Origin of the sequence: Helicobacter cynogastricus (genome assembly GCF_900197855.1) — a bacterium.
Taxonomy (GTDB): Bacteria; Campylobacterota; Campylobacteria; order Campylobacterales; family Helicobacteraceae; genus Helicobacter; species Helicobacter cynogastricus.
Window position 1 is genome coordinate 104,507 of record NZ_FZMQ01000017.1, and the last position, 24,997, is coordinate 129,503.

Annotated in this window: 25 protein-coding genes, 1 tRNA gene and 1 pseudogene; 12 read left to right on the forward strand and 15 right to left on the reverse strand. The window is 43.7% G+C overall.

Annotated elements, in window-relative coordinates:
- The first annotated feature begins 13 nt into the window (after window positions 1–13).
- The 6 genes from C6H00_RS08325 to C6H00_RS08350 are packed head-to-tail and all read left to right on the forward strand — an operon-like array spanning window position 14 to window position 5,910.
- Window positions 14–733, forward strand: coding sequence for a methyltransferase domain-containing protein (locus C6H00_RS08325; RefSeq protein WP_104750519.1), 720 nt, complete (start codon window positions 14–16; stop codon window positions 731–733).
- On the forward strand, window positions 730–1,710 hold the full coding sequence (gene trpS, locus C6H00_RS08330) for a tryptophan--tRNA ligase (protein ID WP_104750520.1): 981 nt from the start codon (window positions 730–732) through the stop codon (window positions 1,708–1,710). The genes C6H00_RS08325 and trpS overlap by 4 nt, the downstream gene beginning before the upstream one ends.
- Entirely contained in the window at window positions 1,707–3,503 is a 1,797-nt protein-coding gene (locus tag C6H00_RS08335) for an extracellular solute-binding protein (RefSeq protein WP_199769224.1), read from the forward strand. Before trpS ends, C6H00_RS08335 begins: the two co-directional genes overlap by 4 nt.
- Window positions 3,504–4,568 carry a microcin C ABC transporter permease YejB gene (locus C6H00_RS08340; protein ID WP_104750521.1) on the forward strand — a complete coding sequence of 355 codons (1,065 nt, stop codon included), beginning with the start codon at window positions 3,504–3,506 and terminating at the stop codon, window positions 4,566–4,568. It begins immediately after the preceding gene.
- Window positions 4,569–4,576: 8 nt separating this feature from the next.
- A complete protein-coding gene (locus C6H00_RS09030; RefSeq protein WP_104750522.1) occupies window positions 4,577–5,107 on the forward strand; it encodes an SH3 domain-containing protein in 531 nt (176 codons plus the stop codon).
- Complete coding sequence (locus tag C6H00_RS08350; RefSeq protein WP_104750523.1) at window positions 5,104–5,910, forward strand: shikimate dehydrogenase; 807 nt, start codon at window positions 5,104–5,106, stop codon at window positions 5,908–5,910. Before C6H00_RS09030 ends, C6H00_RS08350 begins: the two co-directional genes overlap by 4 nt.
- A 1-nt stretch (window position 5,911) precedes the next feature.
- Here C6H00_RS08350 and gmhA read toward each other — a convergent pair whose 3' ends face one another.
- Genes gmhA through greA form a run of 11 tightly spaced genes read right to left on the reverse strand, consistent with a single transcriptional unit; the run spans window position 5,912 to window position 15,110 of the window.
- On the reverse strand, window positions 5,912–6,478 hold the full coding sequence (gene gmhA / locus C6H00_RS08355) for a D-sedoheptulose 7-phosphate isomerase (RefSeq protein ID WP_104750524.1): 567 nt from the start codon (window positions 6,476–6,478) through the stop codon (window positions 5,912–5,914).
- Between the two features lie 37 nt (window positions 6,479–6,515).
- On the reverse strand, window positions 6,516–8,162 hold the full coding sequence (locus C6H00_RS08360; protein WP_233704506.1) for a phosphoethanolamine transferase: 1,647 nt from the start codon (window positions 8,160–8,162) through the stop codon (window positions 6,516–6,518).
- Window position 8,163: 1 nt separating this feature from the next.
- Window positions 8,164–9,591 (reverse strand): D-glycero-beta-D-manno-heptose-7-phosphate kinase, encoded by a 1,428-nt coding sequence (rfaE1, locus tag C6H00_RS08365; protein ID WP_104750525.1) that lies wholly within the window; start codon window positions 9,589–9,591, stop codon window positions 8,164–8,166.
- Window positions 9,573–10,553 carry an ADP-glyceromanno-heptose 6-epimerase gene (gene rfaD, locus C6H00_RS08370; protein ID WP_104624853.1) on the reverse strand — a complete coding sequence of 327 codons (981 nt, stop codon included), beginning with the start codon at window positions 10,551–10,553 and terminating at the stop codon, window positions 9,573–9,575. Before rfaD ends, rfaE1 begins: the two co-directional genes overlap by 19 nt.
- A gap of 10 nt (window positions 10,554–10,563) precedes the next feature.
- Window positions 10,564–11,088 (reverse strand): D-glycero-alpha-D-manno-heptose-1,7-bisphosphate 7-phosphatase, encoded by a 525-nt coding sequence (locus C6H00_RS08375; protein WP_104750526.1) that lies wholly within the window; start codon window positions 11,086–11,088, stop codon window positions 10,564–10,566.
- The gene (locus tag C6H00_RS08380) at window positions 11,085–11,786 is read right to left on the reverse strand and encodes a sulfite exporter TauE/SafE family protein (RefSeq protein ID WP_233704507.1); all 702 of its coding nucleotides are present in this window, start codon (window positions 11,784–11,786) and stop codon (window positions 11,085–11,087) included. Before C6H00_RS08380 ends, C6H00_RS08375 begins: the two co-directional genes overlap by 4 nt.
- Window positions 11,786–12,403 (reverse strand): type III pantothenate kinase, encoded by a 618-nt coding sequence (locus tag C6H00_RS08385; RefSeq protein ID WP_104750528.1) that lies wholly within the window; start codon window positions 12,401–12,403, stop codon window positions 11,786–11,788. The genes C6H00_RS08380 and C6H00_RS08385 overlap by 1 nt, the downstream gene beginning before the upstream one ends.
- On the reverse strand, window positions 12,400–13,599 hold the full coding sequence (locus C6H00_RS08390) for a hypothetical protein (protein ID WP_104750529.1): 1,200 nt from the start codon (window positions 13,597–13,599) through the stop codon (window positions 12,400–12,402). The genes C6H00_RS08385 and C6H00_RS08390 overlap by 4 nt, the downstream gene beginning before the upstream one ends.
- The gene (locus C6H00_RS08395; protein WP_104750530.1) at window positions 13,596–14,201 is read right to left on the reverse strand and encodes a hypothetical protein; all 606 of its coding nucleotides are present in this window, start codon (window positions 14,199–14,201) and stop codon (window positions 13,596–13,598) included. The genes C6H00_RS08390 and C6H00_RS08395 overlap by 4 nt, the downstream gene beginning before the upstream one ends.
- On the reverse strand, window positions 14,201–14,632 hold the full coding sequence (gene dut, locus C6H00_RS08400; protein ID WP_104750531.1) for a dUTP diphosphatase: 432 nt from the start codon (window positions 14,630–14,632) through the stop codon (window positions 14,201–14,203). Before dut ends, C6H00_RS08395 begins: the two co-directional genes overlap by 1 nt.
- Complete coding sequence (greA, locus tag C6H00_RS08405; protein WP_104750532.1) at window positions 14,619–15,110, reverse strand: transcription elongation factor GreA; 492 nt, start codon at window positions 15,108–15,110, stop codon at window positions 14,619–14,621. Before greA ends, dut begins: the two co-directional genes overlap by 14 nt.
- Window positions 15,111–15,159: 49 nt before the next feature.
- Between greA and C6H00_RS08410 the strand changes: the two genes are divergently transcribed.
- Together C6H00_RS08410 and rny are read left to right on the forward strand one after the other, a co-directional pair.
- Window positions 15,160–15,780 (forward strand): 5-formyltetrahydrofolate cyclo-ligase, encoded by a 621-nt coding sequence (locus tag C6H00_RS08410; protein WP_104750533.1) that lies wholly within the window; start codon window positions 15,160–15,162, stop codon window positions 15,778–15,780.
- Window positions 15,713–17,281 (forward strand): ribonuclease Y, encoded by a 1,569-nt coding sequence (gene rny, locus C6H00_RS08415; protein ID WP_104750534.1) that lies wholly within the window; start codon window positions 15,713–15,715, stop codon window positions 17,279–17,281. The genes C6H00_RS08410 and rny overlap by 68 nt, the downstream gene beginning before the upstream one ends.
- A 51-nt stretch (window positions 17,282–17,332) precedes the next feature.
- Here rny and C6H00_RS08420 read toward each other — a convergent pair whose 3' ends face one another.
- Window positions 17,333–18,538 carry a glycosyltransferase family 8 protein gene (locus C6H00_RS08420; protein ID WP_104750535.1) on the reverse strand — a complete coding sequence of 402 codons (1,206 nt, stop codon included), beginning with the start codon at window positions 18,536–18,538 and terminating at the stop codon, window positions 17,333–17,335.
- Between the two features lie 249 nt (window positions 18,539–18,787).
- Here C6H00_RS08420 and C6H00_RS08425 point away from each other — a divergent pair, with 249 nt between their 5' ends.
- Window positions 18,788–20,677, forward strand: coding sequence for a type IV secretory system conjugative DNA transfer family protein (locus C6H00_RS08425; protein ID WP_104750536.1), 1,890 nt, complete (start codon window positions 18,788–18,790; stop codon window positions 20,675–20,677).
- Between the two features lie 202 nt (window positions 20,678–20,879).
- Here the strand turns inward: C6H00_RS08425 and C6H00_RS08430 are convergent.
- The 3 genes from C6H00_RS08430 to glmM form a co-directional block, all read right to left on the reverse strand.
- Window positions 20,880–20,955, reverse strand: a tRNA-Val gene (locus C6H00_RS08430).
- A gap of 14 nt (window positions 20,956–20,969) precedes the next feature.
- Window positions 20,970–21,422 carry a signal peptidase II gene (lspA, locus tag C6H00_RS08435; RefSeq protein ID WP_104750537.1) on the reverse strand — a complete coding sequence of 151 codons (453 nt, stop codon included), beginning with the start codon at window positions 21,420–21,422 and terminating at the stop codon, window positions 20,970–20,972.
- Entirely contained in the window at window positions 21,419–22,756 is a 1,338-nt protein-coding gene (glmM, locus tag C6H00_RS08440; protein ID WP_104750538.1) for a phosphoglucosamine mutase, read from the reverse strand. Before glmM ends, lspA begins: the two co-directional genes overlap by 4 nt.
- Window positions 22,757–22,834: 78 nt before the next feature.
- Here glmM and rpsT point away from each other — a divergent pair, with 78 nt between their 5' ends.
- The 3 genes and pseudogenes from rpsT to C6H00_RS08455 form a co-directional block, all read left to right on the forward strand.
- Window positions 22,835–23,110 carry a 30S ribosomal protein S20 gene (gene rpsT, locus C6H00_RS08445; protein ID WP_013469132.1) on the forward strand — a complete coding sequence of 92 codons (276 nt, stop codon included), beginning with the start codon at window positions 22,835–22,837 and terminating at the stop codon, window positions 23,108–23,110.
- Window positions 23,111–23,113: 3 nt separating this feature from the next.
- The gene (prfA, locus tag C6H00_RS08450) at window positions 23,114–24,163 is read left to right on the forward strand and encodes a peptide chain release factor 1 (RefSeq protein WP_104750539.1); all 1,050 of its coding nucleotides are present in this window, start codon (window positions 23,114–23,116) and stop codon (window positions 24,161–24,163) included.
- Between the two features lie 248 nt (window positions 24,164–24,411).
- Window positions 24,412–24,997, forward strand: a pseudogene (locus C6H00_RS08455) (DUF3519 domain-containing protein); the annotation flags it as partial.

Below are 24,997 nucleotides of genomic sequence, written 5' to 3' on the forward strand. Positions count from 1 at the left end.
CTAAAATACGCTCATGCAAGTTAAAACCACCCGCCATTCTTTTAACAAAGTTGCCAAAACTTACGCCCGTTATGCCCGCGTGCAACAGCGCGTGATTGAGCACCTCTTAAAAGAATGCACTCCGGGATTTTATGAGCGTATTCTTGATTTGGGGTGTGGAGAGGGGGGGGTTTTAAGGGAGTTGGAAAACTTTAAGATCAGCACAGCGGAGTTTATCGGGGTGGATAAAGCCTTAGAGATGTTGCTAGAACACCCACGCGAGGGTGTGGGGGCGTGTCGCGTGCGCTTGGTGCATGCAGATTTTGAGCAAGTAGATTTGAGTGCTAGCCTTTGTATTGCCTCCTCTTCCTTGCAATGGGCACAAAATCTTGAAAAACTTTGCGCGCAGTTAGCTGGGCAGTGCGATCATATTGCCCTTGCACTCCACACCAACGCGAGTTTAAAAGAGATTCATGAATTTTTAGGCACGCCCTCCCCACTTAGAGGCAAGGCAGAGATTTTAAAAATCCTCCAAACACATTTTGTAGGTTTTCAATCCAAAATATGGATACAGCATTTTCAAGAAAATTTTAACACGCGTGCAGAGTTTTTAGCCCACCTCAAGCATACGGGGCTATTAGGGGGGGGCTTGGATTTTAGGCGCGCCAAAGCTTTAAGATTGCATGCTCCCTACATTTTGCTAAGTTATGAGGTGGTGATGTTAGTAGGACAATTAAAGAAAGGAGATAAATGAGAGAGCGGGTATTTTCAGGCATACAGCCCACAGGGGGGATACATTTGGGCAATTATCTAGGCGCGATTAAGCAATGGGTGGAGTGGCAAGATCGCTATGAGAGCATTTTTTGCGTGGTGAATGCGCACGCCATCACCACCCCCAAAGACCCTAAGATTCTCCATGAACAGACTTTACAAATGGCGACCTTACTGCTGGCATGTGGGATTGATCCTAAGAAATCCAAGCTTTTTATACAAAGCCAAGTGGATTTGCATGGGGCTCTGTGCTGGTTGCTTAATTGTGGGGTTTCTATGGGAGATTTGAGTCGCATGACTCAATTCAAAGATAAGAGTTTGAAGAGTAAGAGCCCTCTAGCTGGGCTTTTTAATTACCCGGTTTTGATGGCTGCAGATATTTTACTCTATCAGAGTGATTGCGTGCCTGTGGGCGAGGATCAACAACAGCACTTAGAGCTCACGCGCGATATTGCCATGCGCTTTAATAAAAACTTTGGCACTTGTTTTAAAATTCCTAAGGCTCTCATCGCACCTACTGGAGCGCGGGTGATGGGACTTGATGATCCTCTAGTTAAGATGAGCAAGTCGCACCCGGGCAATCTGCACGCCCTCTTTTTGCTAGACGATCCTAGCCTCATTGCCAAAAAGATCAAAAAAGCAGCCACCGATTCACTAGGCGTGTTGCGCTTTGATCCCAAGCGCCCGGGCATTTATAATTTATTGCATATTTACGCCATTTTGAGCCAACAAACCCCAGAGCAAGTAGAACAAGCCTTTGAGGGGATGGGCTATGGCGCGTTTAAACAAGCCCTAATTGAGGTGGTGGTCGAGCATTTTAAACCCATTAGAGAGGCTTATGATCAATTATCTCAAGCTCAAGATCATGTCTTGCAAGTGCTCCAAGAGGGTTTAGAGGCTGTGCAGCCCATCGCTACAGAAACTTACCAGCGGGCTAAAACTTTAATGGGTTTGTTGTGAAAATACTCTTTATTCTGCTTGCCCTAACTTTTTCTAGTCTGCAAACTGCTCCCTACATCGCGCTAGGTCAAGAATCCAAATACAAGAACCACTTCACTCACTTTGATTATACTAATCCCAACGCGCCCAAAGGGGGCACTTTAAGAAATTATGCGCTAGGGACCTTTGATAGCCTTAACCCTTTTTTGCTCAAGGGCACAAAAGCTAGCGGTTTAGAATTGGTCTATGACACCTTATTGGTCCAAAGTTTAGATGAGCCCTATGCAGAATACCCTCTCATTGCTGATGATATTGAAGTGGCTAAGGATCATAGCTATGTGATCTTTGGGATCGACAAGCGGGCCAGATTTAGCGATGGCGTGCCCATTTTAGCCACAGATGTCAAGTTCAGTTTTGATACTCTCATGCAAAAGGGGAGTCCGGTTTTTAGACAATACTATAGCGATGTGCAAGAGGCAATTGTACTTGATCCCCACCATATCAAATTTGTTTTTAAAGACAAGACTAATGCCGAACTCCCTTTGATCTTAGGACAATTACAAGTCATTCCTAAACATTTTTTTGAAAAACATAGTTTTGAAAACGATCCCCTGCTTATTCCGGTTTCTAGCGGACCTTATGTAGTCAGTTCTTTTAAAGTGGGCAAGCAAATCACCTACACGCGCAACAAAAATTATTGGGCGCGCGATTTGCCCACCATCAAGGGGCAATATAACTTTGATCGCATTACTTACGAATACTACAAGGACGACTCAGTGGCCCTGCAAGCCTTTTTAAGTGGGGCTTATGATTGGCGTTTTGAGAGCACGGCAAAAGTGTGGGCAAGGGGCTATGTGGGCAAGGCTATTAAACAGGGCAAGATTCACATGAAAAGTTTTGAGCATTCTTTGCCCGCTGGAATGCAGGGGTTTTTTATGAACACCCGCAAGCCCCTTTTTAAAAATATCAAGGTGCGTGAAGCCTTGTTTTACGCCTTTGATTTTGAATGGGCGAATAAAAACCTCTTTTTTTCTCAGTATAAGCGCACCAATAGTTATTTTGCTAACTCTGTTTTTGCCTCTGAGGGCCTTCCACAAGGCGCAGAGCTTAAAATTTTAGATCGCTACCGCCCACAGCTAGAAGCCTATAACCCTAGAATCTTCACCCAAGCCTACACCATTCCGCGCACAGATGGTGCGCGCAAAGTGGGGGAAAATCTGCGTGAAAATCTCAAATACGCCCAAAAACTTCTGCACGATGCCGGCTATATTGTGGAACATAACCAACTCATCAATGCTAAAACCCGCGCGCCCTTTGAGTTCACACTCTTGCTCAAGAGTCAAGGGCTAGAGCGCCTAGCTCTAGCTTATGCACGCAATCTTAAGATTCTAGGGATTAAAATGCATGTGCAAAGAGTGGATTTGAGCCAATACACCAATCGGCTTAAAAAATTTGACTATGATATGATTGTAGGAGTCATCGGGCAGTCTTTATTTCCGGGCAATGAGCAACGCTATTATTGGGGCAGTAGCAGCGCAAAGCAAGCAGGGAGTCGCAATTATGCTGGAATTGCTAACCCAGTCATTGATGCCTTGATCGAATCTCTCATTAGTGCCCCAAATAGGGAGAGTCAGATTAATTTTGTGCGCGCGCTTGATCGAGTCTTGCTTTGGGGGTTTTATGTCGTGCCCCAATTTTATGGCTCTACCTTTAGAATTGCCTTTTGGGATAAAATTGGTATGCCAAAGATTTCACCCCCTTATGGTTTTTCGCCCACGCTCTGGTGGGATAAGACTTTGCAAAAGGAGCATTAAATGGCGCGCTACGTTCTCAAAAGACTTTGGCTCATCATCCCCACTTTGCTAGGCATTATTACCATCAATTTCTTTATTATCCAAAGCGCGCCCGGGGGACCTGTGGAGCAGATGATGGCTAAGCTTAGCGGAGCGAATAATCAAGAGACTAATAACAGCTCTATGAAGGAGAGACAATTTCAAGCAAGCCGTTACAAGGGCGCGGAGGGTATGGATAGCGCGCTGTATGCTGAACTCAATAAACTTTATGGTTTTGATAAGCCCATTTGGGCGCGCTATGTGGACATGCTTAAAAAATACCTCGTGTTTGATTTTGGACAGAGTTTTTACCGCCAAATTAGTGTGATCGATCTCATTAAAGAAAAACTTCCCGTTTCAATTTCTCTAGGCTTTTTTAGCACCTTGCTTATTTATCTAATTTCCATTCCTCTAGGCATTTACAAAGCTAGACGCAATAATTCTAGCCTAGATGTGGCCAGTAGCGTGGTGATTGTCATTGCCAATGCCATTCCTGCCTTCCTCTTTGCCATTGTCTTAATTGTGCTCTTTGCCTCGGGGACTTATTGGCAGATCTTCCCTCTAAAGGGCTTGGTGAGCGAGGATTTTGAGAGTTTGAGCACTTTAGCTAAGATCAAAGATTATCTATGGCATATCACTTTGCCTGTGATTTGTATGAGCATTGGGGGGTTTGCAAGCCTGACACTCTTAGTTAAAAACTCTTTTCTAGATGAAATGGGCAAGCTTTATATTTTATGTGCGCGCGCTAAGGGGTGCTCTGAGGGGCGTATTCTTTATGGACATGTTTTTAGAAACGCGATGCTCTTAGTCATTGCCGGGTTTCCTAGCGCATTTTTGGGCGTGTTTTTTAGCGGGAGTTTATTAATTGAGGTAATTTTTAGCCTAGATGGGCTAGGCTTGTTAGGTTTTGAGAGCATTGTCAATCGCGATTACCCGGTCGTGTTTGCTTCCTTGTATATTTTTACCTTGCTAGGCTTGGTGGTGAATTTGATTAGCGATCTGACCTATAGCTTTGTAGATCCACGGATTGATTTTGATAAACGATAGGAGTTGGTGTGAATAATCTTAAGGTATTGAGACTTTATGGCTTGGCAGGTTTGTGGGTAGCTGGCTTGCTTGGAGTGTATGTAGGTATATTTTTTCAAACACGCCTAGCTACAAACCCCCCTATCACCCCCATTGAGATAAAGCCCTCCACGCCCCCCGCTCAAGCTAAGACACAGACACCTCCACCTCCTCCTAAACCTTTGGAGCAAAAACCCCCTGCGGTAGAATCTGCACCTCCCAAAGTCCCCCCACAAACACCTCCCCCCCCAACACCCTCCACACCTCCCACACCAACAACCCCTGCTCCTCAGCCCGTTGTAACGCCTCAAATCAAACCTATAAAACCGGAAATACCCAAGTTTAAAACCTACATTGTGGTTGTGAATGTCTTAAATGTGCGCGCCCTGCCCAATATTCATGCCCGGGTTACTCAGCAGTTAATGCATGCCCAAAAAGTGCAAGTGTTGGAGATCAAAGATGGTTGGGGGCGCACCAAGAGAGGTTGGGTATTTTTAGATTTCTTGGAAAGAGTGCCATGAAAGAGAAATTTTTTGGAGTTTTTGGCAACCCGATCGCTCATTCTAAATCCCCTCTTTTACACAATAAAGCCTTCAAAGACTTTCAAAAAGAACTAGGCTTTAGGGGGCATTACCAAGCCATTTTATTAGAAGAGGGTAGTAGTCTTAAAGAGACATTTTTAAAATTAAATTTAAGCGGGGCGAACATCACCGCCCCCTTTAAAGAAGACGCTTATCATCTAAGCGATGTGCAAGAAGGGCAGGCCCAAGCTATCCAAGCCCTTAATACTTGGGTTTATGAAAAAGGGCGCATAGTGGGGCGCACAACAGATATTGAGGGGTTTTATGCCCCGCTTAATGAGAGAAACTTCAAGCCCAAAAAAGCCTTAGTGTTAGGAGCTGGGGGGAGTGCTCAGGCGGTGGTGGCCGGGTTGTGTGCGCAGGGGGTAAAGGTGCATGTTTTTAATCGTAGCCCTCAGAGGCTTGAAACTTTTTACGCACAGGGCTTAACATGTTTTCACCCCCCGCACTTCCCTTTAGAGAGCTATGATTTATTGGTAAACACCACGAGCGCGGGGATGGACGGGGCAACTTATCCGCTTGATTTGGACATCCTTAAATCCCTTTTAGCTAAAGCGCACATGGCTTATGATTTGATTTACAGCGTGCAAACCCCGTTTTTAAAATTAGCTAAAGATATGGGTGTGGAGGTTTTAGATGGGCGCGCGATGCTCATCGCCCAAGCGGCTTTGAGTTTTGGTTATTTTTGCGCCCAAAAAATCCCCTATGCAGAGATTTTAAAGAGCATGCAAGAGGTCTTTTAACCTAGACAAAAGCCCGCTCAATTTGCTCACAAAGCAAATGGATCACCAAAATATGCATCTCTTGGATGCGCGGGGTGTCGTGGCTAGGGATAATGAGGTTATGATCGCATAGAGCGCGCATTTTGCCCCCATCTCTTCCACTAAGCCCTAGAGAGCCCAAGCCCAGCTCCTGCCCCCTTTGCAGGGCTAAGAGCACATTCTCAGAGTTGCCACTGGTAGAAATCCCTACCAAACAATCCCCCTTTTGCCCTAAAGCCTCTACTTGGCGCGCAAAAACATGGGCATAGCCATAATCGTTACCAATGGCGGTTAATGCCGAGGTGTCTGTGCTCAGAGCTACTGCTGGAAGTCCGCGCCTCTCTCTTTTATAGCGACCGGTCAGCTCGGCAGCAAAATGTTGTGCATCAGCAGCACTTCCTCCATTCCCACAAATTAAAATCTTATGCCTATTTTGCAACACAGAAACTAGCTTTGAGGCGACTTTTTCTATCTCTATGGCTAAATTTTGTAAGGTTTGTTGGGCAACTTCTAGGTGATCTTTAAATTCGGCATAAATCAACTCTTGCATTCTAATCCTTTAGAAAAGATGGGCAGATTATAGCACGCTAGGGGTGCGGATACACTTTATCATCACAATAGATTCTCTTGCGCTTTTCATCAAACTTGGGGCTTAGTAAATTTTTATTCTCTAAATGATCTTTAGTGTGGATACCCACTAAGGGCAAAAGAGTGTGGATCAAATCATCGCTCATGAAGGGTTTGTGCACCGCTTGGGCGAGTTGTTGCACTTTACTAGGGCGTTTTTGCTTAAAGAGATCGGTTACATAAATGATAAAGGGGATTTGCACGCCATAAATTGAGCAACGATGCCCATAAGTGTTGCCGCTCTCAAACATATCTTGGGCGTGATCGGAGAGGTAGAGAATGAGCGCGTCTTTTTTTTCAAACAGCTTAAAGATTTGTCGCAAGACACTATCGGTGTAGTAAATGGAGTTGACATAATCGGCTAGGGTTTGTAACTGCGCCTTGTCTTTAATATGCAAGCCTTGAGTGGGGATTTGCGCGGGACTAAATTTAGCAAAACTTTTAGGGAAGCGTTCGTGATAGAGGATATGACTACCGATGAGGTGAAAAACAATGGCATTTTTAGCCCCAAGCTGGGGTTTAACCTTTTGCTCAAACAAATCTAACAAAGCTTGATCGCTGGTGTCTAAAGAGGAAGTTCTATAAAAACTCTCAAAGCGTTTAGGTAGAAGTTTATAGGCATTATTGGCTTGGGCAGGATTTTGATTTGTCAGCCAAAAGGTTTGATAGCCCGCTAATTTAAAAATATCCCCCAAACTTCTTTGAAAATACCATGGAGTGTGGCGATTTTCTACATCGCTGTAATTGAGCAAAGTCTGCAACACAGGGGCGGTGTTTGCAAAGGCAGAGATCACATCTTTAAAGACAAATAAATTTTGCGATCTCTCTCTCTCTCTCTTTAAGCCACTTAAAAAAGGCGTGTTGGGCAGAGCGTAGCCATAAACTCCCATGAAATTCCTAGACACACTCTCGCCCACAATTAAAACCACATCAGGCACACTCTCTTTGTCCACGCGCAGATAGTCTTTAGCAAAGGGGCGATCCAAGCTTTGGCGCGCTACTTGAGTGCTATAACGCAGACTAAAATACAGGGCTCTAGCCTCTTTGATGAGGGGTAGAGTTTCCCAAACTTCTGGAGGACTCCAACCTGCCATCCCTCTTTGGGCAAATAGATAAGCGGTGCGTCCCATGTGCGCGCCCACGCCCAAGCTCATGAATACCAACAAAATTAAATGCACGCGCCTACTCAATTCCCATTTAAAACGCACAAAATACAAAAACAGCGCACAGAATGCTAGCAGGGCTAAAAACAGCGCGCTATGGGGCAATACATGCGCTTTTAAAAACGCTAGACTTTCATGGACATTGGTATCTTGCAAAGTCTCCATGAGAGCTTGGTTGATGTCCATATTGAAATAATACCCCATAAAAAAGCGCACAAATGCGCTAGCCAAACTCAAAACCAGTAAAATATTTTTGCTCCACTCTCTAGCGCGCATGGGCAAGAAACTTAGCAGAGTGTAAGCCACATAGAAAAACACCGCGCTATAAAAGCCATTCTTGGCGATCGCCTTGAGCGAGTAGCTTAGATGGATATCTGGAGAAAACCCGCCCGCCAGCGCGAAGCTAAACACGCAAAGAAAAAAGCGCGTATCTAAGACAACCACGCTAATTTTTACCGGTGATCTTAGCAATGGTTTGCGTGGTGGAATAACCTTTGACAAAATCGATCAAGACCACTTGATCGACCAAATCCCGCCCTATGACTTCTTTGTCTTTATAGTCTGCCCCCTTGACTAAAATATGAGGCTTGAGGGCTTTAATGAGCTCATAGGGGGTGTCCTCCTCAAAGATCACCACAAAATCCACACATTCTAAGCCAGCCAGCACCACCGCGCGCGCGTCTTGATCACAAATAGGGCGACTCTCCCCCTTTAAGCGGCGCACCGAAGCATCGCTATTCAGCCCCACAATGAGAATATCCCCTAATTTTTTAGCCTCTTGTAAATACTGCACATGCCCGCGGTGCAAGAGATCAAAACAGCCATTAGTGAAGACAATTTTTTTAGAGCGCATGGCGTGTAAGAGGTGGCTAGCACTGAGCTTGTCTAAGATTTTTTGGCCTTGATGGTGATAAGAGTGCAAAAAGTCCAGCACTTCTGCATAAGAGGCGCGCGCACTCCCCACCTTGCCCACCACCACCGCTGCTGCTGCATTGGCAAAGGTGCAGGCTTGTAAGATAGACACACCCACACTCAGTCCAAAGGCCAAAGCCGCAATGACGGTGTCCCCCGCCCCGCTCACATCGTAAACCTCTTTGGCAATAGTGGGGATTTTGAGCAAGCGATCCCCCTGCAAAAAAGCCATACCCGCTTCGCTCAAGGTGATCAGAGGGATAGAAATATGCAAATGGTCTTTAAAAAATAATAACGCTTCTTTTAAGCTCGCATCGTCTGTAATCTCAATGCCCGTAGCCATTTGGGCTTCTTTTTTATTGGGCGTGATGAGGGTCGCGTGGGCGTATTTAGAATAATCTTTTCCTTTGGGGTCGCATAACACAAGTTTATTTTGTGCTTTAGCGTTGTGGATTAAGTTTTGGCAAAACTCTTTGTCTAAAACCCCTTTTTGATAATCAGACAGAATTAAAATATCGGCATTCTGTAAGAGATTTTGGGCTATTTCTAGCAGGCGCGCGCGCAGGTTTTCACAAATAGAGGTGCGCTTTTCTCTATCCACGCGCAAAACCTGTTGTCTTGAAATCATCACCCGGCTTTTTTGGCATGTAGGCCGTTGGGTGTCGCTTAAAACGCCTTGTGTATCCACGCCTAAACTTTGTAGATTTTCAAGAACGCGCGTTTTGCTCTCATCTTCACCCACCACGCCACATAAGCTCACTTGCGCCCCTAGGGCTACTAAATTATCCACCACATTCCCCGCCCCCCCCAGTTTGTAGCTCTCCCTTTGTACTTCCACCACCTGCACAGGGGCTTCAGGGGAGAGGCGATCACTCATTCCCCAAATGTAGTGATCTAAGATAATATCCCCCACCACAAGCACACGGGGGGTTTTAAGGGGTGTTAACAACCAGTTTTGCACGCTAGCTCTTTAATCACGGGAATGTATTCCTTAATTCCTTCTTCTAGGCTGTAGCGGGGCGTGTAGTCTAAATCATTGCAAGTCGCCTCAATATCCGCGCAAGTGTGGTTTTGAAAAAAGGGGTAGGGGTTTTTAATGTAGGTGGTTTTAAAATCGCCTAGATGTTGTTTGAGAATTGCCACAATGTCATTATAACTGCGAGCCACTCCACTCCCTACATTGTAAACCCCACTTCTAGGGGCTTCTATCGCTTTGACATTTGCCGCAATCACATCTTCAATGTAGACAAAATCGCGTTTTTGCTCCCCAAATTCAAAGAGTTTTACCTCTTGATCTTGCAAGGCCTGCAAGCCTAGCTGTAAGATCATCGAAGCGGTTTTGTGCTTGTAAAATTCCCCCGGACCATAGACATTAAAATAACGCAAGCCGATAATGCGCCCGTAACTCTCTTGGGCAAAGGCCTGCGCACTCTTGTCCATGCACAATTTGGAAAAACCATAGACATTTTCAGGCACTTCGCCAAACCCTACGCGATTGGGTGCTGGGGTGTTGCCATAAACTCCGGCTGAGGAGGCGTAAATCACTCTGGCGTCCTTTTTATCGGCGATTTTGAGCAACTTCATAAACGCTTGGTGGTTGGTGCGCATCACTAATTCTTGATTTTGCTGTGTGGTGTCTGAGATAGCGGCTTGGTGAAAGAGGTAGTCAAAATTAATTTTTTTTAGCGCGCTCAAGTCGTGATTGATGTCCGCGGTGATGATCTCCCCATGAAAATTGAGCAAATTTTTAAAATGCCCCAAGCTGTCGCTAGGAGGGGTTTGATCTCTAAATTTGTCTAGGACAATCACATTGGCATTAGGGTGGTGTTTTTGAAAATAAAGCGCGAGATTACTCCCAATAAAGCCCGCCCCTCCTGTGATCACAATGGTTTTGTTGTCTAAACTAGAAGTGATGTAGGGCATATCAATCCTTTCAAGAGTGTTTTAAAAAATCTAGCACTTGTTGCAGGGTGCTAATAGAGTGCGCGTATTCTAAAGGCGTTTGCGGGCATGTTTGTAGCCATAAATTCGTGCCAATGCCTGCATTGTGTCCAAACTGTATATCACTTTTTTTATCCCCCAACATCACGCTTTGAGTCAAATCAAGCTCAAAATCTTGACAAGCGGTTTTAACCATGCCAATTTGGGGTTTTCTGCAAACACAATGATCATTAGGGGCATGCGGGCAGTGATAAATGCGATCCAAGCCAAAACCTAGCACCTTTTGTAATTGTTCTTGCATGTAGGCACTAAGAGTTTCAAAATCCTGCTCGCTATAATACCCCCGTCCAATGCCCGATTGGTTGGTAACTAGCAATAATAAATAACCACAATTTTTAGCGTGAGCCAATAGCTCAAAGATACCGGGCATAAACTCAAAATCCGCGTAGGTGTGCACATATCCCCTATCCACATTCACCACCCCATCGCGATCTAAAAACAAGGCTTTATGTTTCAATGTGTCATTTCCATGTGGTAGTGGGCATGCCCACTAAACATCAAAAAACCCTTATAGAGATCATAGCTTCCAAAACCTAGCATGAGCACAAAGGCGAGTTTGGCAAAAATAGCGCGCGCGGACATGCTCAAAAAACGCCCTGAGAGCAAACCTAGCACAAATAAGGGGGCAAAAGTGCCCAAAGAAAGTGCTAGCATTCTCATGAGGGCATGGGCTAAATCCGAGCTAGCTAACGCATTGAGCAAAAAATAATACACCAACGAGCAGGGCAGAAGGCCATTGAGCGCGCCTAGTAAGTAAAAACTAGAGAGTTTAGAGCTTCCCAAAGTGGCTTTAAAAAGTTTGGAAAATACGCCTAAATTTAAATGCCATTTGAGCAGAAAACCAAAGGCGAGCAAGAAAATTAGCGCGCCCACGCCCATGATCACCACCCCCTGCAGTTTAGAGCGCGGGATCGCGCTGTAGTGCGCTACCACTTCTAAGAGGGTGTGCCCTAAGAGGGCTAGTAGCAAAACAGCAAGCATGTAGGTGCTCAAGCGTCCTAAATTATAGAGAAGATGGGCGTATATTTGGACTTTTAAAGGGGTTTGGGGGTTAAATTTACTTTGAGAGTAGGCGAGCACGACCCCCCCACACATGCCCACACAATGCCCTAAAGACATCACGGACGCGCTTAAAAAAAGAGCCAAGAGTTCCATTATTGTTTTAACGCCCTTTGCATGCCTGTAAAAACAAGCAGAGGATCATAAACACTTTTGGGAAAGAAACGCGCCAAAAACGCCCCATCGCCCCCAGTGAAATAGGCTTGTTTGTCGCCAATAACTTTTTTTAATAATAATAAAACACTTTGCAGAGTCCCAAAACTCATCGCCTGAGTGGTGCTTTGGGGTAATTGTTCCAAATCAATATCTCTATCAAGAGGTTGATCTAAAATAGGTGCGATGCTTTTATAGGCTCTCTGGTAGGCACTAAGACCGGGCAAAAGAACCCCGCCTAAATGCTGGCTATTTTCCATAATATCAAGGCTAATGGCACTGCCTGCATCCACCACCACGCCATTTTTTGAGCCCAAACCTAAGCATGCGGCTTTGCGATCCACCCCTAGCCCTTGATAAGAAGTGGACAGGTGGATCAAAGGCGCGATGTCTTGAGCTTGAGGGCAGATATTTAAAAGGGCTTGGGTGTGTTGCGCGTTCACGCTAATAAAAAATACCTCGCCCTCTAATTTTGGGGGTAGGTTTTGGGGTGTGCAGGCGCGGAGCTTAGAGTCTTTGCAGAAATGCAAGTGTGTGTTGCCAATGTCACACAAAGTCATGGGGCATCTTGACTGAAGTCTACATAAAAACGATCGTAATAAATCTTATCTTTGCTATAAAAATTCATTTTATCGAGCCGCCCTCCAAAAAAGGTTTTAGAAACATTTTTAATGGTATAGACTTTATAATCGTCAAAATGTGTCAAATCTACCTCCACAAGGTAGCCCCGTTTTTCTAGTGTGTAGAGCTTTTTATCTGTAACGACTAAGCTTGTAAGCATGGCAAAGGGGAGTTTCACCACGCCCATGCTTTGCTCATTGAGGGTACGATCCATCTGCAAAATGCGCCCATCTAGGGTGAGTATATAAATATGATGATCTTTATAAAGCGCGTCCACAATATCTGCATCGTAGCTAAACTCTTGACCTGCAACCACAGAAACAAGTCGTTTTGTGGTTGCAGCAAACATATTTTCCCCATCTATTTTTAAATAGATTACATTATTAAAGAACTTTTCACTATTAATGACGATATTGCGCACCACTCTGGGGGTGTCTGTGCTCACATCCACGACTAATAAACGCCCATCTAGCATAGGAAAGACGACCACACTATCTAAAAAGACGGGGGCAGCCACCAAAGAGTCGATAGCGGTGGTTGATGAACCTTTTTCGCTAAAAATTAGTTTGCGACTAGGGATGTCATAAATATTAGCCGAATTGTCTGCCATCACCACAGCCAAGCGTTTGCCCTGCACACTCGCGCTTAAGGGGTAGGTGTCTATGGGAATCAAAATGGAGGGGTGCGCGCTAGGGGTTGTGCTCACCAACTCTAAATGGTGGCAACGATCGTAAAGAACAACCTGCTCATCAATGGATTCAATATTTTCAACCATTTCTTTTTGAGCCTGTTTATCTGTAAGTTTGAGATTTTTGACTTTTTTGGGTTTTGGACCATTTTGCTTGTGGCTACGCCAACAATCCTCAGCCAAAATGTAATAGTCTTGACTTTGATTGAGAAAAGAGCTTTCCTTATAGAGCTTTTTAGTGAGTTTGAGAGGCGTGATTCCCTCCACATCAACCACGCCCCCATTTTTCAAAATTGCCCCGTAGCGGTTGGTAAAAGTGATGGGGTCTTTGAGTTGGTGGTGGAAGCGAAATTCACCCTTGATTTTAGAGGCAGGGGGCTCAAAATTCTTACGAGCTCCACAACCTAAGCATAATAGCGCAATGGTAATATAAAAAAGTCTAATCACTTCTTCTCTTTAGCAAGGGGAGGGTTGTAATGGCGCAAAACACTAGCGATTTGATAGAGGCTAGAATCGGGAGTGATAGGGGCTAAAATGCTACTCAGATTGCTATTGGGGTTAGTTTGCAAAGTCAAGTAGGCGCGTTGCAAGGCGATCCAAGCTTGCATCCCCTCTAATCTTACCTCTGTTAATGCTTTTAAGTCTTTGCTATAAGAAGCCACATAGTAGCGCGCTAGAGGGGCAACTAGAGAATCCTTACTCTGCGCTAATTCTTTAAGAACAACTAAATTGTGCGCTTTGAGAGCTTGGGCGTAGGTGTAGAGGTGGTAGAGTGGGAGAGCCTTTTGTTTGAGTTCATCGCGGAGGGCAAGGTTATCAGGATTGGCTAGAACTTCATTATAAAGGCGGGTGATTTGAGCGCGAGATTGATTCTCTTTATATTCTAAAAAGCGCGTATAACCCCACCACAGCCCTACTCCAATCACAGCCAACCATAGAAAAACCTTATATTTTTTGTAGAATTTCTCAATTCTAAAAGTGCTCTCTAAAAGCTTTTCATCGCCTTTAAATTCCTCTTTAACCTGCTTTAAATTCTCTTTAATTTCCATTAAATCCCACTGCTCCCAAAACCTGATTCACCTCTTTGTGTCGCTCTCAATTCTGTAACCGGTATAAACTCGGCTTGAAACACGCGACACAACACCCCTTGAGCGATTCGATCCCCTGCTTGAATGCCAAAGGGCGCATGTCCTAAATTCATCAAGATCACTTGCAACTCTCCGCGATAATCGCTATCAATGGTGCCCGGAGAGTTAAGCACCACAATTTGTTGTTTTAAAGCTAGTCCCGATCGAGATCGTACCTGTATTTCATAACCCTTTTCTAGTTCGATGGCTAGACCTGTGCGCACTAAAGCCACACTTTTAGGGGCGATCTCTAAGGCTTCTAGGGCACACAAATCAAACCCGCTAGCTCCCACACTCTGATAAGCTGGGATACAAGCATTGGGGTGGAGTTTTTGTAGTTTAACTTTTAGCATAATCAATATCTTGATAGAAAATATCTAAAATCTCAAACTCATTTTCCCCTGAAGGCAACACAACGATCACCTCATCTCCCTTTTGTTTGCCCATCAAACTTTTGGCAATAGGCGATCCAAAGGAGATAAGTCCGCGACTAGGATCGCTCTCCATGTTGCCCACAATGGTGTAACAAAATTCTTTTTCATTGTCTAAATTGAGAATCTTCACCGTGCTACCAAAACTCACCTTTTGATGGCTCAGAGTTGCTGGATCAATCACTTGCGCGTTGGCTAAAGTCCGACTCAATTCGCTAATGCGCGCATCAATGAAAGCTTGTTTGTCCTTAGCCGCGTGGTATTCGGCATTCTCTTTTAAATCCCCGTGCTCGCGCGCGCGATCGATTTCTTGAATCACACAAGGCCTCTCCACTTCTTTGAGGCGTTTTAATTCAGCACAAATTTTTTCATATCCATACTTGCTCATGGGCTCTTGCATCCATCGCTCCTTAAAAGCCTCTATTATATAGCATACATGCTTAATTGATATGCTAGTATTTGCTATGACTAAAATCCAATTCCGTGCCCTCTGTAAAAGAATTTTGAATAAAAATCGTGGTTGGGACATCCGCGATCACAAAATCACTGCGCATCTCAAAAAAATGCTTCAGGGCACGCGCGCTGTTTTGCTCTTTTGTCCCCTTCCTCATGAGCCAGATATACGACCTCTAATTATCTGGGCGCGCCGTCATAAAATTAAGGTTTTTGTACCCATATTGCACCACAATCTTTTAAAACCCACGCCCTACCGCCTCCCCTTGAGCAAAAGATGCTACAAAATCTATGAACCCTCGCCTTCTTTAGTAGCCGCCAAATTTGATTTAGCTATTGTGCCTGTATTGGGTGTGGATGGCGCAGGACGGCGCATAGGTTTTGGTAAGGGGTATTATGACACCTTCTTCGCACACAAAAAGTCTGTAAAGTTGATCTTTATTGCTCGCAAAATTTTACGCACCAAAAGTTTACTAGGTGCTAACCATGATATAGTAAGCGCGCGCTGTATAGATGGGCGCATTCCTAACACTTATAAAAGGTTTATCAATGCCAAGTATTTTCACAACTACCTTACTCCCCTGTCTTTTGACAGCAATTTTAAGCATTTATCTTAGCCGTAAATTCTTGTACGCCTCAAGTCAAAATCATTTGAAACAGGCCAAGATCAAAGCTGATATGTTGCTTTATCAAGCCCAAGTGCTCTACCAAACTAAGGAGGTGGAATCCCAAACACTGCTAGAACGCCTCCAACACGATTTTGATCAAAGAATCCACGCCCAGACTCAAGAATACCAAGATCGCCTAGAAAATCTAAAATCCCAAGAAAAACACCACAGACACTATCTACACACAGAACAAGCGCGCTTAGAGCAAGCCCGTCTGACCTTAGAAAAAGATCAACAAGATTTAGAAAACCAAAAAAACGCGCACGATCAGATTCGTCTTGAGTGCGAAGCTCTCAAAATTCAAATGTGCACCACTTTAGAGCAAATCTCAGGTTACACACAAGAGGAAGCTAAGGCATTGCTCTTACACCAACTTGAAGAAGAGCTTTTATTACAAAAGGCAGCCTTAGTGCGCCGTTATGAAAAGGAGGCTAAAAAGGAAGCGCGCAAAAAGGCTAATTTTGTCATCGCCGATGCTACAGCGCGCTTTGCAAGCAACTTTGCAATGGAAAATCTCACCAGCGCAGTGAGCCTTCCTGATAGCGAATTTATCGGGCGTATTATTGGTAAAGAGGGGAAAAATATCGATAGTTTTAAACGCGTCTGTGGTGTGGAAGTGATGATTGATGAGGAGAGCAAGAACATTATTTTAAGCTGTTTTAATCTCTATCGGCGCGAGATCGCAAGACGCACACTAGAGGAGTTGATTCAAGATGGGCGTATTCAGCCTGCACGCATCGAAATGATGTACCAACGCGTGGAAGCCAACATGGAAGAGGCGATTTTACAAGATGCCCAAGAGGTTTTATTAGAGCTCAAATTAGATTCCATGCACGAGGAACTCAAACGACTCATTGGTAAAATGCGCTACCGCACCAGTTACGGACAAAACGCCCTAATGCACTCCATAGAGGTAGCCACTTTGGCCGGGGACATCGCCGCGCAATTAGGGGGGGATTCCAAACTGGCGCGCCGTGCAGGGATTCTCCATGACATTGGCAAAGCGCTCACTTATGAATGTGGGGGAGACCATGTGGAATTGGGCGCAGAAGTGTGCACACGCCATCATGAACACCCTGTTGTGATTAATGCCATTTACGCTCACCATGATCGAGAGGAAATTAAGAGTATTGAATGTGCGGCTGTGTGTGCTGCTGACGCGCTTTCAGCCACTAGACCCGGAGCACGGCGCAAAGATGCCGAAAACTTTTTAGTGCGCATGCACGAGCTAGAGCGCATCGCGACTAAGAGAAAAGGGGTTAAAAAGGTTTTTGCGATGGATGCAGGGCGTGAAGTGCGCGTAATTGTCTGCCCTGAGCGCGTTAATGATTCTAAAATCGCCCTATTGGCTAGAGACATCGCCAAAGAGATTGAAACCACCTTGCAATACCCCGGCGAGGTGGTAGTGCATGTGATTCGTGAAAAAGTGGCCAAAGCTACAGCACGATAAATATCAATCTAATCTTTACTTGAAAGTGAGGCAGTGGGTAGGAAAATTAAATCAATTGGCTAGGTGATTTTGCTTTTTTTTGGCAAACACTTGCTTGCAACGCCAAAGGCAATATTTGAAGATTTTCTTGCTTTTTTTCTTAAGTTTATGAGCAATGTAGCCCATTAAAAAGCGTTTTGTGATCAAGCTTTCTAGGGGGTAACTATCCTCATTGGTATCAGACCCCACTTTTAGATAGCGGTAATACCGATCAAAATAATCAAATCTAAAAGGGGTTTGCAAAAGGGTGTAAAGCCAGACCTGCGCACCAGCTAGGTTCTCAGGTAGCCACGGCTTGTCAGGACCATAAAAATGCCACATGATAACCTCTTGTGCGTTTTTGACATGTTGGTGAATGAGGCCTTTGGGATTATTGAAATCGCTCAAATGGACATTATAGGCATAGGGAAGTTGGAGCACTCGTTGGTAGCAAGTTAAAATTAGAGTATCTTGCTCTGGGCAGAGCAAACCATGCCCTTTTTCCATAAAGAGCTCGATGCACTTTTCTTCAATGCGATCACGCCTCCATGTTCTCAAATCGATCACCATAAAACCTACATTAAAATAATTGTCATGGATAATTTGCCACTCTTGGGGATTTAGAACCCCTTGGTCTGAATCCACGATAAGTGCGTCCATCTCACGCGTGCGTTGTAAATCTTTAGCGTTTTTATACCAGTTAACTTCTTTGGCTGCAGCGAAATAATAGGAATTTTGATCCTCTAACATAAAATATGCGGGCGCAATATCCCCTACAAAGAGAACATCCACATCACACATTAAGATTTTGTCATATTGAGGAAACAAGGAGGACAAAACTAGGCGACAAAGAATGAGAGTAGAAAATCGTTTACGGGTGTGGCGGTTGAGCGATTTGGATAGAAGGTTTAATTTTTCATGGTACGCGCTGTTCTGTTCTGTTCTGTTCTGTTCTGTTCTGTTCTGTTCTGTTCTGTTCTGTTCTGTTCTGTTCTGTTCTGTTCTGTTCTGTGGCAATTCATGAAACTCTAAAGTCGTGAAGGTTTGGAAAGGCGCGATAGTTTGCCGGAGCCTATCCTTATCTGTGGAATCTAGACCTTGCACAAGCAGATGGATGTGATAGTGTAAAGTCGTTCCATTGTGAGCGCGTCCGGCATGGGTGAGCATGGAATGCATAGCTACGCCTGCAGGCATGCAATAATTTTTATCAAAAGCCATCACAACTGGAATCTCGATCATCGTACCCCTTTTTTAACAAAGAGTGTAACTAATTTTGCGCAAAAAGATCAGGAAAGACTCTTGGTTAGAGTAAAAAATAACCTTTATTTTGCAAATATTTTGCAAAATTATGAAAAATACACGCCAAAGTGTTAAGATTGCAGGCTTGTTGGACTTCTTTTGATTGCATTGGAATGGGATAAAACAAGAGATTAAATCATGGGAGATTCTAAAAAAAAGGTGTAACCTCAAAATAAAAGGTTGGTAACTATGGGTTTTATTACTACACTAATAGGTATTCTTGCTGGCATTTTTACGATCGCAAGTGTCTACTATGCTAGAGAATACTTTAAAAAAAGCACGACCCTTGAGATTGAGAAATTCTTTGTAGAGGCCTACCAAAAATACATGGATACTGAATGCAAATGTCTTTCAAACATACACAAAGAAAACATGCAAGACAGTTTTTTAATGGCGATCGACATATGTTGCAAGTATGTTATGAATGGTGTCTTAGATCATGAATTATGTGGTGATAGTTTGCGGAGGCATATTCAAAATTTTAGGTATCCCATCAAGGTAGAGATAGGAAAGTATGAGAATATTTGTAGGTATATGGAGAGGTTTAAATTAGATCCCTTCATCCATGAATACTTTGCCACAAAAGGAGAAATACTAAAAGCGGGGTTCCTGATCAATAACAAGGAAAAATATCAATATCGATGGAATAGAGAGCTTATTATAGGCACATGGAAGGGAGATTTTCTTGTTTATGGAGGAGATCAATTTGTTTCACTTGCCATGACTACAGAAACAATCAGAAAGGAGAATTTCATTATTCCCAATTGCCTTAACTATCAAAATAACCTAGTTGTCAATGACCCCAAGGGTGCTTATAGAGAAATCAGCGCTCGCTATAGAGAAGAAGTTATGGGGCACGATATCTTGATATTTGAACCTTTCAGCGAATATACGCATCGCTATAACCCATTTTACTATGTAGATTTCGAAAATAAAGAAAGTAACTTTGATACACAAATTAAAAGACTGTCTGAACTTTTCTTTACTGAGGCGCAAAACCCGTTTCTTGAAGAGGTCCGTAGTCTTTTTTGCCTGCTACTTCATATCTACAGGGATTTATACCACAGTGAAAATGGAAAAGAATTTTGCAAGAAGTATAGGTTAGACATCTCAGATCGACCAACTTGCCATCTTATAGGATCGCTCATTGATCGTTTTAAAATTCCTGATAAATGCACTGATCTCTTTTCGTTTATAAACATTCTACACAAGGAAAATGTCTTGACTAAGACTAGCAAGAATTGGCAAATTATTTTTCAGGGCAAATGCAATGTCTCTAACTTCTCAGCCATTCAGAATAGCTACGTGGAAGTTTTTAAGATATTTGAAAATCCATGCTTGCAAAATTTTACACATGGCAATGACATAGACTTCAGAGATTTGCGCAAAAAGAAAATTGATATCTTTTTTACCCTCGATTCGAATAGTCAAAGTGAAACAAATCTTATTGCGCGACTCTTTTTTACAGACCTTATCATGTGCAATATGCGTGAGCTGGCATACAATCCAAGCTCAAATCGAGTCTGTTGCATGATTATGGACGCGTTTGAGACGCTAGGCTATTTGCAGATTTTTGAGGGTGCAGTGGGCGGTATAGGTTACCCAACTATGGCAGGCTATGGCATGCAGATGGTGATGGCTTGCTCAGATGATGTGCAACTTGAAAAAAATCCTCCCTTGGGTTATGGTGAAAATGGAGCTAAAAGTCTTAGATATAACTGTGTTAACAATCTTTACTACCAGCCCAGCAACAAATTTAAGAATGGTATTGATAGGCTTAGTCAAGAGTTAGGTGCATTAGCGACCAAAAAAATTATTGAGAGTTCTGAAGACATGGAAAAAGAGGATGATTTTATTTTTCTGACCAATAAATGCCCTCCTATTAGAGCACGCAAGATATTTTACCTTGAGGATTCCTATTTTACAGACCGTCTTTTGGAGGTTAGTCCTCATCTTAGCAAACACTGTAAAAAAGGGCAAAAAATAAATCTACAGATTCTTAATGACGCATTGCAAAGTGGCGAGCTGGATTGTGAATACAAAAGAAGGGCAAAAATACGGTATGAGCCTCATGTTTAAAAAGATAATATGGATAGTCCAAGTTGTATTCCGTATTTTCTAGTCTTTTTTTGTGTAGCTCTTAAATTTAGTAGTTTTGATAAAAACCACCAAATCGGAATGCTAATAAACATATACCCTGATATTTTTAAACAATTACATTAGAAATGCGGACTTCTATTTGCACTTTTTAAGAGATTTAGATTAAAAGAGGTTTAGACGATGGTGGCCACGACTGGACTTGAACCAGCGACCACTACCATGTCAAGGTAGTGCTCTACCAACTGAGCTACGCGACCTGCCAAAACCCATATTATACTTGCCCTTGCTTGTTTTTTGCCTTAAAGCTCTTTAAAATAAGTAACCCCACCCCCACATCAATGAGCACATCAGCCAGATTAAAGATCGCAAAATCAAACTTATAGTGCCAATAAACATAGTCAATCACATGCCCGTGCACAAAGCGATCGATCACATTAGAGCTTCCCCCTCCTAGCACCAAACCAAAAGATAGGGCATGTTGGGTAAAAAACTCCTTTTGCCGCCACAAAAACACCCCAACACTTACCAACAACACTATTTGCAAATATTTAAGCCATGTTCCCAAAAAATGCAACATGGAGAAGGCCACACCATCGTTATAAGCCAATACAATAGAAATTACCGGACCCTCATAGCGCAAGCCCTGTAAGATCAGCTGCTTTACGGCTTGATCGGCAAAAATAGCCAATACAAAGGCGAGCCAAAAAATCAAGGCAGATTTCAAGTTAAATGATCTTTAAAAAAAGTCTGTAATTCCTGGGCGCGTTTTTCTAGTAGGGAGCGATCTTGCCCTTCCAGTAAGATACGCAAAATATTCTCTGTGCCTGAATAGCGGATCAGATGACGGATATTTTCTTGTTCTAAATTTTTAAGCATTTCTTTAAAGTGAGGGAGCTTTTCTAAAGGCTTCTTAGTTTTAATGCGGACATTTTCTAGAACTTGAGGGTACAATTCAAAAGGGCTTAACACCTGTGAGCTACGCTTGTGGCTTTCAATCACGCACGCAGCCACCTGTAAAGCACTCATAATTCCATCACCCGTTTTAGAATAATCCCCAAAAATGATATGCCCGCTTTGCTCACCTCCAAAATTAGCCTCTTGCTCTTGCATGCGTGCGCTCACAAATTTATCCCCCACCTCACAACGCACCAAAGAAACCCCCTGACCACTCAAATATTCTTGCAAAGCTAAGTTGCTCATAGTGGTTGCTACAACTTTATTATTGGCCAATTTAGCGCGTTGTTTTTGATACATAGCTAAAACTCCAATGAGTTTATCGCCATGCACCACTTGCCCCAATTCATCCACCACGACTAACCGGTCAGCATCTCCATCTAAGGCGATTCCTAAATCTGCTCTATAGCGCTTCACCTCTTGGCTGAGACCTAGAGGGTAAAGGGCTCCACATTGGGCGTTAATATTGCTCCCATTAGGTTCATCATTGATCACAATCACATCTGCACCCAACTCACTAAAGACAATGGGAGCGACTTTATAGCCTGCTCCATTAGCCACATCGATCACCACGCGCATACCCTGTAAACTCAAATGTCTAGGGAAAGAGTTTTTCAAATGCACAATGTAGCGTCCTATCACATCATCAATGCGCTTAGAGCTCCCAATAGCCACCCCACTTTGATAGCTACTCTCTAGCCGCTTGGAATCAGCAAAAATTTTTTCAATCTCCGCTTCGCTCTGTTGTTGCAACTTGTAACCAAAGCGATCAAAAAACTTGATTCCATTGTCTTCAAAGGGATTATGACTAGCACTAATCATCACTCCCGCATCACAGCGCATATTTTCAGTTAAAAAGGCGATGGCTGGGGTAGGCATAGGACCTATTTGCATCACATTATAACCCACAGAAGTGAGCGCGCTCACTAGGGCGTTTTCAATCATATAACCACTCTTGCGCGTGTCCTTACCCACTAAAATTTTACGGCTTGCGCCCTGCTCTTTAAAATAAAGCCCTGCTGCAATGCCCAGCTGCATCACAAACATGGGGGTGATCTCCACTCCCGCTCTGCCCCTTACTCCATCTGTGCCAAAAACCATCATCTACCCTAATTTTAATCAGTCTTTAATGCTGTTTAAGCTAAAATTTTGCCATGTTATTTTTGATAAAAGGATTAAGTAGTGGCTAACCATAAGTCCGCAGAAAAGCGCATTCGCCAAACCCTCAAACGCACAGAACGCAATCGTTTCTACAAAACACGCCTTAAAAATATTGTAAAGGCTGTGCGCGAAGCTGTAGCGCATAATGATGTGCCCAAAGCCCAAGATGCTTTGAAAGTGGCTAATAAGGAATTGCATAAATTCGTAAGCAAGGGGGTTTTAAAGAAAAACACCGCGTCTAGGAAAGTGTCTCGTTTAAATGCGAGCGTGAAAAAGATCGCCCTTGCCAACGCTTAAGCCGTGCTATCTGAAAAACTCCAAGCGATTGTTCAACGCTACGATGCAATCGCGCACTCTCTCACACAACCCGAAGTTTTAGGCGATATTAAGCAACTCACAGAGCTTAGCAAAGAGCAAGCTAGCCTAGAGGAATTAGCCCAAGTGGCTAAGGTCTATTTGCAGACTTTAGAGGGCATCCAAGAAAATAAGTCTTTATTGGAAGATAAAGAACTAGGCGAGCTGGCTAAAGAAGAGCTTAAGGTCCTAGAGGAAGAAAAGTTAAGCCTAGAGGAGCGCATCAAAATTTTGCTCATCCCCAAAGACCCTAACGACAACAAGAATATTTACTTAGAATTGCGTGCGGGCACTGGAGGAGATGAAGCGGGTATTTTTGTGGGCGACTTGTTTAAAGCTTACTGCCGTTATGCAGATTTGAAAAAATGGAAAGTAGAGATTGTCAGCTCCAGCGAGAATAGCGTAGGGGGTTATAAGGAGATGATCGCCTTAATCAAGGGGCAGGGGGTGTATTCGCGTCTGAAGTTTGAGGCAGGCACACACCGCGTGCAACGCGTGCCTGAAACCGAGTCACAGGGGCGTATCCACACTTCTGCTGTAACCGTAGCGATTATGCCTGAGGTGGATGATGTGGAAGTGAATATCAACCCCAATGATTTACGCATAGAGGTGTTTAGAGCAGGCGGGCATGGGGGGCAATGTGTGAACACCACAGACTCGGCGGTGCGCATCACTCATATTCCCACAGGCATTAGCGTGTCCATGCAGGATGAAAAATCTCAACATAAAAATCGCGACAAGGCTTTAAAAATCCTCAAAGCCCGCTTGTATGAGAAGCAGATCGAAGAGCAACAGCAGGCCAATTCTGAAAGCCGTAAAATGCAGGTAGGCAGTGGGGATCGTAGTGAACGCATCCGCACTTATAACTACCCACAAAACCGCTTGAGCGATCACCGCATTAACTTAACCCTTTATAGCCTAGAGGAGATCATGCTCTCAGGCAATTTAGATCCAGTCATCGAGCCTTTGATCGCACACGCCCAAGCACAGGGATAGCTTTTCTTTCCCTTTTGTAAGATTCCAATTCTGAGCAATTTTAGGGGGGTTTTTGATCTAATTTTGCCACTGCGAGTCTTGATGATTTTTTGGCGTATGTCAACTGGTGCTTCACAAATAACACTTTAACAAAAACCTCAAAAACCGGTGTTTTGGTACTTCAATAAAAAGTTTCACTGCCAAGCATTCTGTGCATTCATCTTGCATCCCTCTAAAAAATATTCAAAGAACGAATCAAGAGTTTTTCCATGGTGGGATACATCTTGCCCAAACACGCAGAGCGTCAAAGTGCCTTTATTGAGCAAATTCGCGCCGATGAAAGCGGGGTTTTAAGCGCGTTTATGAGCGAGGCGGCCAATTCTAGCGTAAAGGCACAAAACACGCTTAAAAGTCTGCTTAAACAAACTACGGCTAATTTGCAAAAAGAATTAGAGGGCTTGCATTTAAACCCTGCAGACATCAAAGGGGTGTTTGATGATTTAGAAAAGGGCACGCAGGAGAGTTATCAGGATGCTATGGAGCGTGTGATCAAACCTGCCCTAGCAGATCGCAAAATCAAGCTAGACCCTAACACTCCTTATACAGGGGACATCAGTTACAATGAGTTTAAAGCCCAACTTAAAGAACAAGGGCTTTTAGCAGAGGCTAAACCCTTTTTAAAATTCATTGAAAGCAATGTTTACAACAAAGAGGGGGTTAGCTTTACCCAACTTGAAAACGCGCGCAAACTGCTCAATAGCTACTACAAAGAGGCACAAAACCCTAATTTAAGAGATCATATCCAAAGGGGGCTAGAAAACTTTTTAAGAGAGGATATAAAAGCGGGCAGCAGCC

Coding starts and splice junctions, on each gene's coding strand:
- gmhA (WP_104750524.1), bottom strand. CDS start 6,478: ATGCAAGAGTTGATTTATGCCGAATTTAAAGATCACCTAGAAGTTGCC.
- C6H00_RS08350 (WP_104750523.1), top strand. CDS start 5,104: ATGAAAGAGAAATTTTTTGGAGTTTTTGGCAACCCGATCGCTCATTCT.
- C6H00_RS08340 (WP_104750521.1), top strand. CDS start 3,504: ATGGCGCGCTACGTTCTCAAAAGACTTTGGCTCATCATCCCCACTTTG.
- C6H00_RS08420 (WP_104750535.1), bottom strand. CDS start 18,538: ATGATCGAGATTCCAGTTGTGATGGCTTTTGATAAAAATTATTGCATG.
- C6H00_RS08410 (WP_104750533.1), top strand. CDS start 15,160: ATGCTAGTATTTGCTATGACTAAAATCCAATTCCGTGCCCTCTGTAAA.
- greA (WP_104750532.1), bottom strand. CDS start 15,110: ATGCAAGAGCCCATGAGCAAGTATGGATATGAAAAAATTTGTGCTGAA.
- trpS (WP_104750520.1), top strand. CDS start 730: ATGAGAGAGCGGGTATTTTCAGGCATACAGCCCACAGGGGGGATACAT.
- C6H00_RS08395 (WP_104750530.1), bottom strand. CDS start 14,201: ATGGAAATTAAAGAGAATTTAAAGCAGGTTAAAGAGGAATTTAAAGGC.
- C6H00_RS08325 (WP_104750519.1), top strand. CDS start 14: ATGCAAGTTAAAACCACCCGCCATTCTTTTAACAAAGTTGCCAAAACT.
- dut (WP_104750531.1), bottom strand. CDS start 14,632: ATGCTAAAAGTTAAACTACAAAAACTCCACCCCAATGCTTGTATCCCA.
- rfaD (WP_104624853.1), bottom strand. CDS start 10,553: ATGCCCTACATCACTTCTAGTTTAGACAACAAAACCATTGTGATCACA.
- C6H00_RS08385 (WP_104750528.1), bottom strand. CDS start 12,403: ATGACTTTGTGTGACATTGGCAACACACACTTGCATTTCTGCAAAGAC.
- glmM (WP_104750538.1), bottom strand. CDS start 22,756: ATGATGGTTTTTGGCACAGATGGAGTAAGGGGCAGAGCGGGAGTGGAG.
- C6H00_RS08380 (WP_233704507.1), bottom strand. CDS start 11,786: ATGGAACTCTTGGCTCTTTTTTTAAGCGCGTCCGTGATGTCTTTAGGG.
- rny (WP_104750534.1), top strand. CDS start 15,713: ATGCCAAGTATTTTCACAACTACCTTACTCCCCTGTCTTTTGACAGCA.
- C6H00_RS08425 (WP_104750536.1), top strand. CDS start 18,788: ATGGGTTTTATTACTACACTAATAGGTATTCTTGCTGGCATTTTTACG.